Origin of the sequence: Nocardioides yefusunii, assembly GCF_004014875.1 — a bacterium.
GTDB lineage: Bacteria > Actinomycetota > Actinomycetes > Propionibacteriales > Nocardioidaceae > Nocardioides > Nocardioides yefusunii.
This window is the reverse complement of the sequence record NZ_CP034929.1, coordinates 204,370-218,934: the sequence shown is the minus strand read 5'-3', so window position 1 is coordinate 218,934 and position 14,565 is coordinate 204,370. Positions and strand designations below refer to the sequence as shown.

At 66.8% G+C, this 14,565-nt stretch carries 10 protein-coding genes; 2 read left to right on the top strand and 8 right to left on the bottom strand.

Features of this window, described 5'->3' with window-relative positions; all coding sequences use genetic code 11:
- The first annotated feature begins 66 nt into the window (after positions 1-66).
- Positions 67-1,158 (top strand): alpha/beta hydrolase family protein, encoded by a 1,092-nt coding sequence (locus EOV43_RS00890; RefSeq protein ID WP_128219270.1) that lies wholly within the window; start codon positions 67-69, stop codon positions 1,156-1,158.
- Here the strand turns inward: EOV43_RS00890 and EOV43_RS00885 are convergent.
- The 4 genes from EOV43_RS00885 to EOV43_RS00870 form a co-directional block, all read right to left on the bottom strand.
- Positions 1,136-2,059, bottom strand: a complete 924-nt coding sequence (locus EOV43_RS00885; RefSeq protein ID WP_128219269.1) for a hypothetical protein — start codon at positions 2,057-2,059, stop codon at positions 1,136-1,138. The genes EOV43_RS00890 and EOV43_RS00885 overlap by 23 nt on opposite strands.
- Complete coding sequence (locus EOV43_RS00880) at positions 2,052-3,758, bottom strand: AAA family ATPase (protein WP_128219268.1); 1,707 nt, start codon at positions 3,756-3,758, stop codon at positions 2,052-2,054. Before EOV43_RS00880 ends, EOV43_RS00885 begins: the two co-directional genes overlap by 8 nt.
- A gap of 153 nt (positions 3,759-3,911) precedes the next feature.
- Positions 3,912-6,125 (bottom strand): 3-hydroxyacyl-CoA dehydrogenase NAD-binding domain-containing protein, encoded by a 2,214-nt coding sequence (locus EOV43_RS00875; RefSeq protein ID WP_277745816.1) that lies wholly within the window; start codon positions 6,123-6,125, stop codon positions 3,912-3,914.
- 34 nt (positions 6,126-6,159) lie between these two features.
- The gene (locus tag EOV43_RS00870; protein ID WP_128219266.1) at positions 6,160-7,371 is read right to left on the bottom strand and encodes an acetyl-CoA C-acetyltransferase; all 1,212 of its coding nucleotides are present in this window, start codon (positions 7,369-7,371) and stop codon (positions 6,160-6,162) included.
- Between the two features lie 193 nt (positions 7,372-7,564).
- Here EOV43_RS00870 and EOV43_RS00865 point away from each other — a divergent pair, with 193 nt between their 5' ends.
- Positions 7,565-8,308, top strand: coding sequence for a MerR family transcriptional regulator (locus EOV43_RS00865; protein WP_239022163.1), 744 nt, complete (start codon positions 7,565-7,567; stop codon positions 8,306-8,308).
- Positions 8,309-8,390: 82 nt separating this feature from the next.
- Here the strand turns inward: EOV43_RS00865 and EOV43_RS00860 are convergent, their stop codons facing one another.
- From EOV43_RS00860 to EOV43_RS00845, 4 genes are all read right to left on the bottom strand, one after another.
- On the bottom strand, positions 8,391-11,084 hold the full coding sequence (locus tag EOV43_RS00860) for an ABC transporter permease (RefSeq protein WP_128219264.1): 2,694 nt from the start codon (positions 11,082-11,084) through the stop codon (positions 8,391-8,393).
- Positions 11,081-11,857, bottom strand: coding sequence for an ABC transporter ATP-binding protein (locus EOV43_RS00855; protein WP_378529026.1), 777 nt, complete (start codon positions 11,855-11,857; stop codon positions 11,081-11,083). Before EOV43_RS00855 ends, EOV43_RS00860 begins: the two co-directional genes overlap by 4 nt.
- Positions 11,854-12,486 carry a PadR family transcriptional regulator gene (locus EOV43_RS00850; RefSeq protein ID WP_128219262.1) on the bottom strand — a complete coding sequence of 211 codons (633 nt, stop codon included), beginning with the start codon at positions 12,484-12,486 and terminating at the stop codon, positions 11,854-11,856. Before EOV43_RS00850 ends, EOV43_RS00855 begins: the two co-directional genes overlap by 4 nt.
- 180 nt (positions 12,487-12,666) lie before the next feature.
- A complete protein-coding gene (locus tag EOV43_RS00845) occupies positions 12,667-14,286 on the bottom strand; it encodes a DEAD/DEAH box helicase (RefSeq protein ID WP_239022162.1) in 1,620 nt (539 codons plus the stop codon).
- Positions 14,287-14,565: the final 279 nt, after the last annotated feature.

Here is a 14,565-nt window from a genome sequence, read left to right as displayed (position 1 = left end):
GACTTCAGACTTCCGGTCGCTGGAACAGCCACATGTGATGACGTCCCGCAGGGCAGGGTGGCCGGCATGACAGCAATCAGTCGAGGCTCACTGCTGCGGGGCATCGCGGGTGGATCGCTGCTCGCGCTGGCGTCGGGATGCACCGACGACGCGTCCGGCCCGACGCAACGACCAGCGCCGCCGTCGGGCTCCGGTGACCCCTCCCCCAGCGGCACACCTGCGGAGACACCGAGCGTCGAGGTGACGTCGGTGCCCGGGTTCGCCGCCCAGACCCACCACGGCTCCGACATGAGAATCGGCGCCATCCGCGAGCGCGGCGCCGGATGGACGACGTACGACGTCAGCTACTCGGCCCACAGCGAAGGTCCGGGCGCGTACACCGACCCGTTGACGATCTCGGGGGTCCTCACGATCCCGGACGGCGACGGCCCGTTCCCCGTGGCGGTGCTCGCCCACGGCTACATCGATCCGGCGAAGTACGTCACCGGGCAGGGCATGACCCGGGAACGGAAGTGGCTCGGCGAACGCGGCTGGGCGACGCTGCACACCGACTATCGGGGCCATGCCGCCTCCGACGAGGACCCGACGCACGGCGCGGATGTCCGACTCGGATACGCCGTCGACGTGATCGCTGCACTAGATGCGCTCCGCACCTCCGACGACTCCCAACTCGCTGGTCTCGACGTCGATCGCGCTGCCGTCTTCGGACGTTCGATGGGTGGTGGCATCGCCCAGAAGGTCCTGCAGATTGCCCCGGACGCGTTCGGTGTGGGTGTCATGTGGGCGGCGGTCTCGTCGCTGGAGGCAGAGAACGTGGACTGGTTCGTGGGTCTGACCGACGCCCGGACGAAGGCGTTCACGTCGCGGCTCGCGACCCCGGAGGAAGACCCCGAGTTCTGGGAAGGTGTCTCGACGCGTCCCTTCTTCGACCGGATCACCGCCCCGGTGCTGATCGTGCACGGACGCACCGACGACGTGTGCCCGCCGGCGTGGGCCGAGGAGACGTACGACGCGATGCGCCGGGCGGGCGTCGACGTCGAACTCGAGTGGTACGGCGAAGGTCATTCGTTCGATGCCGACTTCGCGCCAGCGATGGAACGGAGCTTCGCGTTCTCACGGAAGGCAATGCCACGAATCAGACAGGCAAGTGGTCTGTAATTAGTCCAATAAATACCTTTTCGCCACTCGGGGAAAAATGCACTCTATTTACATTCCAAGACAGCTTCAAATGCCACTCGCAACGCACTACCTTCTTGTCGAATCTGAAGTCCCGCAACTCCATAAGGCCCCTCTTTTTCTTGGTCTTATTTCCTTCTACGGATGCCTCAACCCCCATAAGTCTGAGCCGACGCTCGCGCTCTTCGGTATCCAAGAAGCCTGCCCAGATCTCGGGAGCATAGTCATTAAGGACGCCGATTGAGGCAACTAGGTCGCGGACGAGATCTGCCTCCCCCCCCTGAAGTTTTCCGGTCTCATCCCATGCACTAGAGGAGAAAACACAATGCGGGAACATCTCACTGGCGCATTGCTTCAAATCTACAAACGTAAACTTGGCTCTATCCAGGAATTCATCCCTCCTTAATCGCCCAATCCCAACATGAGCCCAGAATCCCGGGAGCCCCCTTTTGTCCGCAGCGAGCCGCCCACCCCAGGGGCCGCATTCGGGGCAACTCGAACTAGTTGACTTCCACACCCGTGAATCAGTGCCAAGAAATGATTCACCGCAACGCACATCGTGCATCAAGCCGTTAATCGAGTCGCCATTACTAGGGCTACCCATCAAGGGGGAGTACCCTTCAAAGCAACCCGAGCATCCCGACGGATCCAGGTGAGCCACGCGACTCGCAAACCTGCCATATAACTCATAGAGACTGTTCTTTAAACTCCCCGGCAAGGCAGGGTCGCTATTCAGAAAGCTGCCCAGAATTTTAAATGAATCCGGCGTCATTTTATAGTCATCGAGCGCCGACCACTCAAGGAAGCGGGTCCAGAACTCCGGGCTTCGAACCCCGCTTTCCGATGGAACCACAATTTCCGGGTCTATCCAGAGCTTAGTCATCTTGGGCCGCCTCCGAAAGGCGATTCAGGTTGAGTCTGAACATCGCATCTAGGTCCCCGATATCAGTGGCCATGAAGCCCTTCGGCCAACGATCAAGATCTCCAAATTCGTTAATTCGGATTACTTCGGACGAAGATGAACCATCCCCTTGGGGTTCAACAAATACAATTTCCAGATTTTCGCGTTGAATTTTCCCCTCGGCCACTCGCAACCTGAGCCTATTAACCATAGCCTCGCTATGAGACTCAATCACCACGGTCACATCGGGGCGCGCCAACGTAAGAAAATCTGCCAAATTGGCTTGGACTCGGGGATGGAGATGCAGCTCTGGCTGCTCAACCACGAAGACGGCATCCGATTCGATCGACAGGAAGGCAACAATCAGCGGCAGCGCCTGGCTAACGCCGACGCCAATTGAGGTTAAATCCCGCATCCCTCCAGAGACCTCGACCGCAAGCCCGACCCCCATCTTGTGTCGATCCTCAGGTCGCACCGCTCCACCCATGCCGAGCCTCGCGATCCAGTAGTCGACCGCCCCGGCCAGATCGCACCGAATCTGCTCTTTGCCGTCCCAGAACGAGACGGGCTGCGAACCATTCTTGGAAAGAACGGCTGCAGAGTACTCTCCCCTTGCGCCCACGGGGAGACTGGGCTGAACCTCATTCCAGTGATTCCAGACGACCCTAGGTTCGTCTCTCAATGGCCCCAAGTAGTGGACCCTAGCCCCAAGCCGGCCTAATTCGCCCGCCAACTCCGCTAGGGCGAGACAGTCAGAGTCTCGCTCCTTTCTAAATCTCTTCTCGAGAATCCCTCCCGAGCGCAGCCTTGATCCTCCATGCGCAATTCCAACAATCACTGCGTCACCCTGGGCCCTCGCCGCACCCAAGGATTCCTGAATTTCCTTCATGCGATCTACGGGCAGACTGGACCAATCTTCAATAAAGGTTTCGGGAATTGACGCAACCGAGAGAATTCCACGCTCCCCATCCTCATCACTCGAAAGCCGCGGCAAATCCGCGGAGAGGCGCCGGACTTCCGCCATCATCGAGTGCAGGGAAGTCCATGCTTCATCGTCGAAGTACCACCTTCCCGGGTTCCTCGACGCCTCGAGGATTATGGACCGCAGTTCCCGAGAGTAAGAGACCCCCAGGGCAGTCGACGACTGAATCTTTGTAAGACCGACCGGTATAAGTCCCCTCATTCCAAGATATGTCCGAAGGACCCGCTCCCCTGAGATCACCGCTTTTACGTGCAACACTGAAGTGGCACCTAGCGTCGATAGTGCCTCGAGGGCCAGTATTCCATCCGCGCTGCGCGCATTGGCAACGGAAGCCATGAACTCGCCCTCAGGACCCGAGATGCTCACCTCTGTAACCTTCATGCCCTCCACAGTGCTCGAGGGAGCGAGTGTGATTTGCGCCTGGATTTCAATTCCCGTGGGACCAAAATTCATCCCGATTTTCATTTCTTCGCCTGCCGCGCCCTCGCGAATCAGATCTTTCGCGCGCCCGAGTCTCACAAGGGGACCATTGAGAACAATCCCCGTCGAAGAGTTTATGCTCTGAGCAGCCAATAGAAGTGTTTGAATTAGTGAGGACTTGCCACTGCTATTTACGCCCGTCAGTAGCGTAGCCACACCTGGGTCGAGGTTGATTTCCCCGAATCCTATTCCCTTGAAATCCGAAACAGACCACTTCATGTACAGATGATCTCATAATTTTGGATCCAGTTCTCCCAAATTCGCCTTACGAAACGGCTCGGGCGGGCGGCCCCCATCAAGGGACCGCCCGCCCGGGCTTGCTCGTGCAGAAGCAGTGCGCTGGTCAGCTCAGCGCGTCAGGCTGCATCAGGATCAGGCAGGGAAGCCCTCGCCCTTCGCCGCCAGGTCACGCAGGTACTGCGTCGGGCGGAACTTCTCGCCGTAGGTGTCGGCGAGGGAGTCGGCGCGTGCGATGAACGCGTCGATGCCGACGGAGCCGTCAGCGGCCTCGTAGCCGGTGATGAACTGCGCAGCGCCACCCAGACGGGCCGGGAAGCCAATACCGAAGATCGAGCCGATGTTGGCCGCGGCCGCCGAGGTGATGACGCCCTCCTCGAAGGTCTTCGCGGTCTCCAGAGCCTCGGCGAACAGCATCCGCTCCTGGACGTCGACGAACGGGATCTGGGTCTCCGCCGGCGGGAACGCCTCCGTGATGCCGTCCCAGAGGCCGGCGCGCTTGCCTTCCTCGGAGTAGTTGTAGAAGCCCGCGCCCTTGAGGCGCGAGGAACGTCCACGCTCGATCATCTCGTCGATGACGGCGTAGGAGCCGTCCTGCGGCACCGGCTGACCGGCGGCCTCGGCGGCGGCGATGGTCTGCTTGCGGATCTTGACCATCAGCTCCATGTTGAGCTCGTCGGTGATCTGCAGCGGACCGACCGGGAAACCGGCCGAGGTGGCGGCACGCTCGATCGTCATCGGCAGGACGCCCTCGCCGAGCATCGCGAGACCCTCGTTGATCTGCACGCCGATGACGCGCGAGGTGTAGAAGCCACGGGCGTCGTTGACGACGATCGGGATCTTCCGCATGCCCAGGACGATGTCGTAGGCCTTGGCCAGCGCCTCGTCGGTGGTCTCCTTGCCCCGGATGATCTCCACGAGCTGCATCTTGTCGACGGGCGAGAAGAAGTGCAGACCGATGAAGTCGGCCGGACGGTCGACGCCCTCGGCCAGCGTGCTGATCGGCAGGGTCGAGGTGTTGGAGCAGAGCACCGCGTCGGGCTTGATGTGCGGCGCGATCTCGGCGAAGACCTTCTTCTTCAGCTCCGGGTCCTCGAAGACGGCCTCGATCACGACGTCAGCGCCGGCAGCGGCGGCCGGGTCGGCGGTCGGGGTGATCCGGGCCAGCAGCTCGTCGGACTTCTCCTGCGACAGCTTGCCGCGGGAGACGGCCTTGGCGTTGATCTTCTCCGAGTAGGCCTTGCCGCGCTCGGCGTTCTCGAGAGAGACGTCCTTGAGGACGACCTCCCAGCCGGACTTCGCACAGGCGTAGGCGATGCCCGCACCCATCATGCCGGCGCCGAGGACGACGACCTTGGTGGGCTTGAACTTCTCGATGCCGTCCGGCCGCAGCGACCCGGAGTTGATGGCGGAGAGGTCGAAGAAGAACGCCTGGATCATGTTCTTGGCGTTCTGGCCGGTCACGAGCTTGGTGAACCAGCGCGACTCCACGCGCGAGGCGGTGTCGAAGTCGACCAGGGCTCCCTCGACGGCGGCCGACATGATCGCCTTCTGCGCCGGGTAGTCGGCGCCCTTGGTCTGCTGACGCAGGATCGAGGGGAACGCCGGCAGGAAGCCCTTGAGCTGGGCCGGGGTCCCGCCGGGCAGCTTGAATCCGGGACGGTCCCACGGCTGGACGCCGGCGTTCTCGTCGCCCTTGGCCGAGGCGATCCACGCCTTCGCGGCGGGGACGAGCTCGTCCTGGGTGGCGACGAGGGCGTCGACCAGACCCTTCTCCTTCGCGGCCGAGGCCTTGAAGCGGGTGCCGGGCAGCAGGAACGTCATCAGGGCGTCCTGGATGCCGAACATGCGCACGGTGCGGGTGACGCCGCCGCCACCGGGCAGCAGGCCGAGGGTCGACTCGGGCAGTCCGATCTGGACGTTGCTCGCGTCGACGGCGATGCGGTGGTTGGCAGCCAGGGCGATCTCGAGACCACCGCCCAGGGCGGCGCCGTTGATCGCGGCGACCACCGGCACCGGCAGCTTCTCGAGCTGGCGCAGCACGGCCTTGATGCTCTCGACGTGGGCGAACATGCGCTCGGCGTCGTCCTTGCCGACCTTCATCATGTTCTTCAGGTCGCCACCGGCGAAGAAGGTCTTCTTCGCCGAGGTGATGACGACGCCGGTGACGCTGGAGGCGTCGGCCTCGATCTCCGCGGCGAGACGCTCCACAACGGCCTTCATCGAGGCGGAGTAGAGCTCGTTCATGGTGTTGGCCGACTGGTTGGGGTCGTCCATCGTGAGGGTGACGATGCCGTCGGCGTCCTTGTCGTAACGGACGGCGGTCTGGGTCTGGGTCTGGGTGCTCACTGTGCTCAAGTCCTCTGTTCTCTGTCGTCCGTGCTCAGACCAGCTCGACGATGGTCGCGATGCCCATGCCGCCACCGACGCAGAGCGTGGCGAGGCCGCGGCGCTTGCCCTGACGCTCCAGCTCGTCGATCAGCGTGCCGACGATCATCGCGCCGGTGGCACCCAGCGGGTGGCCCATCGCAATGGCGCCGCCGTTGACGTTGGTGATGGAGTGGTCGATGCCCATGTCACGCATGAAACGCATCGCGACGGCGGCGAACGCCTCGTTGATCTCGAAGAGGTCGATGTCGTCGACGCTCAGGCCGGCCTTGGCGAGGGCCTTGCGGGCGGCCGGGGCAGGGCCGGTGAGCATGATGACCGGGTCGGCGCCGGAGACGGCTGTGGAGATGATCCGGGCACGCGGGGTGAGGCCGAGGTCCTTGCCGACCTGCTCGGAACCGATCGCCAGCAGCGCGGCGCCGTCGACGATGCCGGAGGAGTTACCGGCGTGGTGGACGTGCTCGATGCGCTCGAGCCAGTGGTACTTCTGCAGCGCGGTCTCGTCGAAGCCGGCGTCGCGACCGATCTGGGCGAACGACGGCTTGAGCTTGCTCAGCGACTCCGCGGAGGTGTCCGGGCGGATCGTCTCGTCGCGGTCGAGGATGACGTTGCCGTCGACGCCGCGGACCGGGACGATCGCGCGGTCGAAGCGACCGTCGGCCCAAGCCGCGGCGGCACGGGCGTGCGACTGCGCGGCGTAGGTGTCGACGTCGGTGCGCGACCAGCCCTCGATCGTGGCGATGAGGTCGGCGCCGATGCCCTGGGGGACGAACGGAGCAGCGAAACCGGTGGCCGGGTCCTGCGACCAGGGGCCGCCGTCGGAGCCCATCGGGACGCGCGACATCGACTCGACGCCGCCGGCGAAGATGAGGTCCTCGAAGCCGGAGCGGATGCGCTGGGCGGCCTGGTTGACGGCCTCGAGACCGGAGGCGCAGAAGCGGTTGAGCTGCACGCCCGAGACGGTGTCGGGGTAACCAGCGGCCAGGGCTGCAGCCTTCGGCAGGACCGATCCCTGCTCGCCGGTGGGCGAGACGATGCCCATGACGACGTCGTCGACGCGCGCCGGGTCGAGGCCCGGGTTGCGGTCCAGCGCCGCGGTCAGCAGGCCGGTGGCCAACTGGATCGGCTTCACCTCGTGGAGGGAGCCGGTCGCCTTGCCGCGACCGCGCGGCGTACGGAAGTGGTCGTACACGAATGCTTCTGCCATGACCGTCCTTGGATCTGGATGTGCTCGTGGGTTCTGTGCGTGGAACTCGTGGGCCGATTGTGACACCATCGCTGTCACGGTAGTCAAGGGTTTGCCGGTGATTCGGCCGGATCACGTCGCGAGACAGGCGCGGACGAGAATGTGTCCACCCGTACGACCGCCCCACCGCACACCCACCGGACGAGAGGGAGACGTGGACACACCACGCGAGAACGACCCGAGCCAGGCCGCAGCCGACCTGCTCACCCTCGACGAACTCACCGCCCGCGTGGGGATGAGCGTGCGCAACGTCCGCTTCTACACGACCAAGGGGCTCGTCCCGCCGCCGATCCGTCGGGGCCGTTCGGGCTACTACTCCGCCGAGCACGTCGCTCGTCTCGAACTCGTCCAAGAACTTCAGGGCCACGGGTTCACGCTCGCCGCGATCGAGAAGTACCTCGCCACGATGCCCGCCGACGCCTCCGCCGAGGACGTCTCCCTGACCCGCACCCTGCTGGCGCCGTGGATGGCCGAGCAGCCGGTGCTGATGACGCGCGAGCAGTTGGAGTCACGCGCCGGACGCCCCCTGACCGACGACGACCTCGACGTCCTGCACGCCCTCGACATCGCCACCTCTGTGGGCGAGGGGCGGTACCGGGTCGCACCGACGCAGCTCTCGGTCGGCTTCGGGCTGCTCGAACTCGGCTACCCCGCCGAGGCAGCGGCCGCCGCCCAGGACCTCTACCGGCGTCACGGCCAGGAGATCGCCGACGAACTCTACGAACTGTTCCGCACCGCGGTGTGGCCCAAGTACCGCGAGTCGGGGATGAGTTCGGAACGTCTGGCCGAGGTCGTCGAACGCCTCAAGCCGCTCTCGGTCGCCTCACTCGTGCGCGCCTACGAAGAGGCGATGGACGAGCGTCGTCGTGAAGGCATCAAGCGCCGCGCCAACGCCTGAAATCACCCGCACCCCACCGGTTCGGGTCGTGTTCCGGAGGAAATCACGACCCGAACCGGTGGGGTGCGGCGTCAGGGATGGGTCACTCCACCGGACGGGTCAGGTCTATCCGACTGCGCGAGAAACCACCGACGACGAGTGCGGTCACCAGCGGGACCACCACGACGACCAGCCCCAGTTCGAGCCACGGGATCGTCAGGTTGGACAGCCCCGCCATTGCCCTCGCCCCTGCGACGCCCGGGACGAACCCGACCAACACACCGAGCACCGCACCCACTCCGGTGATCACCAACGTGTGCGCGATCGCGACCCGGCGACGCAGCCGCGGCCCAGCACCCACCGCTTGGAGGGTGGCGAGATCCGGAGCGGCGTCCTGGAGCGCGAGCGCCGTGGCCGTCACCGCTCCGATCACCATCAGCAGCGCACCACCGACCGCGATCACGAGCATGACGATCGCGGCTTCCCCGCTCCGGCCGTAGTCGTACCCCAGTGCGGAGTCGACGGAGGCGGTGGGCGCGAGAGCGACCACGGCGTCACTGAACGCATGCACGTCCTCGGCCGAGGGCAACCCCTCGGCGACCAGCGCCGACCTCTGGAACTCCAGCCCCAGCTCCCGAGCCGTCCGCTCCGGCAGGAGGGCGGGGGAGAACATCTCGCCTTCGAGTTCCGGACGGATCAGGACCAGCAGCGCGTCGACCTCCAGCGTCTCCTTCTCCGCCGACGCACCCGCTCCGGGCACCCCCAGGGAGAGGCGTTCGCTGCGGGGAAACTCCCCCACGTCCATGCCGGGTGTCTCGAGGGGCTCCGGGCGGTAGTCCACGACGAACTGCACGGCGTGGCCGGCGGCCAGCGCCCGCGCAACGTCCGGACGGTCCTCCTCGGCCACCCGCAACGTCGCGAGGTCAACGTCGTCGCCAACCACCGTGACACGGCTGGTGGCTGCACCGTAGGCCCATCCCAAGACGTCGGGAAGCGGTTCGCTGCCGTAGTAGCCGAAGTGCCCCAGGTCCTCGCGTGACAGCGTCACCAGAGACGTCACCGACGTGGCTCCGAGGTCCCGTGCCTCCTGCTCGATCTGGCCCCAGGTCCCCTCCAAGCGAGCCGCCTGATCGGCGTCCCACAACTGCGGAGCCCAATGCACGGTCGCCCGCCCCTCGTCCCGGCCGAGCGTGCCGTACGAGCCCGACGAGTACTCCGAGGCGTCGGAGGCGTTCGCTATCCCCAGGGCGACGACACCAGCGACCGTCGCCGCCACCGCAGCTACTGCAGGCACCGTCCGGGAACGGTGCCGCACCGCGTCACCGGCTGCGAACCGCAACGAAAACGAACGCCCTTCCAGGCTCCTGGCCAGCAACCCGAGCAACGCCGGGATCACCAGCACCATCCCCGTCACCACCGTCACCACACCGACGGTGATGCCCGCCGCAGAACTCCCGACCGACGCCGCCGGAGCGGTCGACGCCGCCGTGATGAGGACGCCGAGCACCAGCGCCACCGCACCCGCGACAGCGCTCACCGACGTCACCAACGACCCCGCGCGGGCGGTACGCCGCCCGGCCATGACGGCGACTGGATCCTGACGCGACACGTTCCATGCCGGCACCGCTGCAGCCAGCATCGCGCACACCACCCCGAATAGCGCCGCGACCAGGACCAGCAGCCATGGCACGCCGAACGGACCCGCCAGCGAGTCACTCCAGCGTTCGATGCGCGGCACCAGCGCCCACGCCGAGCCCACCCCGAGCACAACGCCTCCGATGCTCGCCATCGCACCCAGCACACCTGCCGCGAACGTGACCACGCGACGCGCCTGAACCGGGGTCGCACCGTTGACGGTCAGGAGCGCGACCGCACGGGCCTGCTGCCGGGCCGTTACCGCGAACGCCGGCCCGGCCAGCAACGCGATCTCGATCAGGATCATCGTCACCACGAGGATCAGGACGGCGATGTCGTCGGCGCTCACGCCGAAACCGTGGTTCTGGGACGCCTCCGCGACCACCCCGGACAGAACGGTGACCCCGACCTCCGCGAGATCCGTCACCTCCTCTTCGGAGACTCCGCCGGGGCGTTCGACCAGCCAACTACTGGCGACCGCCGGGAGGTCGACGGTCCCGGGCGCCACCAGCAGCGCCCTGTCGGCGACGGCGACGGCGGCAACGTCATCGGCCACCCCGACCACCGTGACGGGGGCGTCGGTGAGCGACGTCTGGACCCGATCGCCCACGTCGATGCCCCGGGCCCGCAACCCCACGGAGACGAGTGCCTCACCGCTCGCGGCAGGGACCGTCCCCTCGACGAGGCGGTACTGCGCCGCGACGAGGGGGTCGGACAGGTCACCCTGGAGCAGCCGGGCCTCCCGGGAACCGTCACCGTCACGGACGTCGACCGTCGAACCGTCGTCCCACCGGACCAGACGCGCGTCATCGCCCCACCGCGAGGTGACGGCAGCGGCCACTGCGTCGGGCGACATTGCGTCGTCGAGGTCGTCGTAGGCGTAGGCAGCGTCTCGGACCTCCCAAACGCTGCGCCCAGGGAGGTCGTCACCGTAGGAGTTGCCGTTGCCGGCGCCCCCGCCCCACACCTGGGCGTCGGCACCGGCCAGCACTCGTGCGGCCCGTTCTGCGCCGGAGATCTCGAAGGTGCTCACCAGCACCATCACTCCCGAGGCCACGGCCACGGGCAGCCCGATCAGGAGCAGTACCAGCAGGCTGCGCCACGGGTGGCGACGGGCATCGCGCGCAGCGATCCTCAGGACCGCCCGGCGACCGCCCCTCACAGGACGCTCCCCGGCTCCATCAGACCGTAGGCGCCCGAGACACTGGCCTCGTCCACGATCCGGCCGTCACGCAGGAAGACCACCCGGTCGGCCCAGGACGCGTGCCGCGCCTCATGCGTGACCAGCACGACCGAGACGCCACCGTCGGCGAACCCGCGCAGCAGCGCCAGGACCTCCTCACCCGACTCGGTGTCGAGCGCACCAGTGGGCTCGTCAGCCAGGATCAGGCGTCGTTCACCCACGACTCCGCGGGCGATCGCGACGCGCTGCTGCTGACCACCCGACATCTCGTCGGGGAAGCGCCGCGCGAGGTGGGCGATGCAGACCTCCTCCAGTGCAGCCAGGGCGTCGGCGCGGGCCGCTGCGGGCGGGACGCCGTCGAGTTCACGTGGCAGGGCCACGTTCTCGACCGCGGTCAACGCCGGCACCAGGTTGTAGGACTGGAAGACGTAGCCGACCGACGTGCGACGCACCCGGGCCCGCTGGTCGCGGCTGAGCTCGGAGAGATCCTGGCCCTCGACCACAACCTTCCCGTGGGTCGGGGTGTCAAGGCCTCCGGCCAGATTGAGCAGGGTCGACTTGCCCGAACCCGAGGGGCCCATGAGCGCGACGAACTCGCCCGGGGCGACATCGAGGTCGACACCGGCGAGCGCGACGACGCGAGCCTCCCCCGCCCCGTGGACGCGGTGCGCACCGCGGATACTGAGCACCGGCCCGTCGTGACGGGCGGGCGGCGTGGTGGTGTCTGTGGCGTGCTGCTTGGTCATCGTCAGTCCCCCATGACTTCGTGGTGGTGAGTGGTGGTGGTGCCGGGCAGGGCGATGTCGTGGTGTGCGGCAGCGCGGCGCAGGCGGGTCTCGCAGTGGTCGAGCCACCGGAGCTCGGCCTCGGCGTCGAAGAAGAGCGAGTCGAGCACCAGCCCGCGAGCCAGCGACTCGGCGTCCGCCTCCGTCGACGATGCGGCCTCACGTCGGGTCTTCGCGTGGGCCTGCATCGCCTGCATGGTGGCCGTGCGTTGGGCCTGGACGAGCCGTCCGACGTCGACGCCCGGCAGCGTGACCGCGATGGCCAGTTTGATCGCGAGCTCGTCGCGTGGCGGCGCGGTGCGCGGCACCGGTGCGGCGAACCACTCGTCGACCTCGGCCCGTCCGGCGTCGGTGATCGCGTAGCTGACGTGGCTGCGGTCGCTGGCGGCCTGTGAGTCGTCGGCGCCCCCGTGACCGACGTTCTCCTCGATGACTGCCACGAGTGCGTCGCGTTCCAGACGCGTCAACGTCTGGTAGACCTGCCCGACGTTGAGTGGCCAGGTGGCGCCGGTGCGTTGTTCGAACTCCTGGCGCAGTTGGTAGCCGTACTTGGGGCCCTCGCTGAGCAGCGCGAGCAGGGCCTGACGAACGGACATGGTTCCCCCTTCCGACGCATACCCGGTATGCATCTGGGAGATGTCTAGCAGAGATGCATACCGGGTATGCGTCGTTTCGGTCCGCGGTCCAGACCGAGCCTCCGCGCCTCCCTGCCCACAGAAAACGCCACAGGGGGCCAGGCGTGAGCCTGACCCCCTGTGGGAGGAAACCTGTGTACGTCAGCGGCGACCGGAGCTGAACGACGACGCCGAGTGGCTCGAGGAACCACCCGCGCGGCCACCAGCACCACCGGAACGACGCTGGCCGCCCTGCTTGGGAGCACCCTGCTTCGACGCACCCTGGCCGCCCTGGCCGGAACCACGACGAGCCTGGCCACCCTGGCTGGAGCCACCCTGACCGCCGGAACGACGCTGGCCACCCTGGCCGCCACCGTTGCCCTGAGCGCCCTGGCCACGGCCACGGCCGCCGCCCTGGCCCTTGCCAGCGGGAGCGCCGCCGCCGGACTGGCGACCCTCAGCGGTGGGGGTGCCGTCGGCATTGTACTTCGGCTTGCCCGAACGCGTGTACTCGGGGTTGCCACCCTCTGCACGACGCTGACGGTTGCGACCGCCCTCCTTGGGGGTGGAGGAACGCTGCGGCTGGGCCGGAGCGTCGGGCTCGTAACCGCCGGGAATCAGAGTGCGCTTGCCGGGGGCGAGCTTCTCGAGGATCGGGTCCTTGAGCGAGGTGATGCGGGTGGTGGTCGGCTTGATGCCGGCCTGACGCGTCAGGTCACGGACGTCCTTGACCTGGTCGTCGGTCATCAGCGTGACGACGGTGCCCTCGGCGCCGGCGCGAGCCGTACGGCCCGAGCGGTGCAGGTACGCCTTGTGCTCCGACGGCGGGTCGGCGTGGATGACCAGCGCGACGTCGTCGACGTGGATGCCGCGGGCGGCGACGTCGGTCGCGACCAGGGTCATCGCCTTGCCGGAGTGGAACGCCTCCATGTTGCGGGTACGGGCGTTCTGGCTCAGGTTGCCGTGCAGGTCGACCGCGGTGACGCCGTTGCGGTTGAGCTGACGGGCCAGGCCCTTGGCGCCGTACTTGGTGCGCGTGAAGACGACGGTGCGGCCGGGGGCAGCGGTGAGGTCGACGAGCACGGGCAGACGGTCGTCGCGACCGATGTGCAGGACGTGGTGGGTCATCTTGGCGACCGGCGACTGCGCCGAGTCGGCCTCGTGGGTGACCGGGTTGTGCAGGTAACGCTTGACGAGGACGTTGATCGCACCGTCGAGCGTCGCCGAGAACAGCAGACGCTGACCCGACTGCGGGGTCTTGTCGAGGATGCGCTTCACGCCGGGCAGGAAACCCAGGTCAGCCATGTGGTCGGCCTCGTCGAGGATGGTGACCTCGACAGCGGACAGGTCGACGTGACCCTGACCCATGAGGTCCTCGAGGCGGCCCGGAGCGGCGACGACGACGTCGATTCCGCGGCGCAGCGCCTGGACCTGCGGGTTCTGGCCGACGCCACCGAAGATGGTCTGGATCTTGAGGCCGCGCACCTTGGCCAGGGGCTCCAGGGAGTCCTTGATCTGGGTGACGAGCTCACGGGTCGGAGCCAGGATGATCGCGCGCGGCTTGTTCGGCATCGCGGGCATCTTGGATGCGTCGAGGCGGGCCACCAGCGGGAGCAGGAAGGCGTAGGTCTTGCCCGATCCGGTACGACCGCGGCCCAGGACGTCGCGTCCGGCCAAGGAGTCGGGAAGCGTGGCTTCCTGGATCGGGGTGGGAGAGGTGATGCCCTGGCGCTCGAGTTCCTTCACGAGTGCAGTGGGCACGCCGAGTTCGGCGAAGTTCATGTTCGATCTCATCTGTTGGTGTCTCACCAACGCGCATCCCGCCGGCGGCGGGGCTGACGGCTTCTGCCGTCGCGTACCTCGCGAGTGCGAGGGCGAGCGCCGCAGGAGGAGGGCACCGGTGAAGGTGCGGCTCGACGAGGGTCTCGCGGACCGACCGAGGCAAGACTGGACGGCGGTCCATCGTCCACCCTACGGCCGGCAGTTCGTCCGACCTGCATCGTCGTCCCGTCCACCCCCGGGAGAGCGGACGGGACGACGTGCGTGTCCCAGCACCGTAGC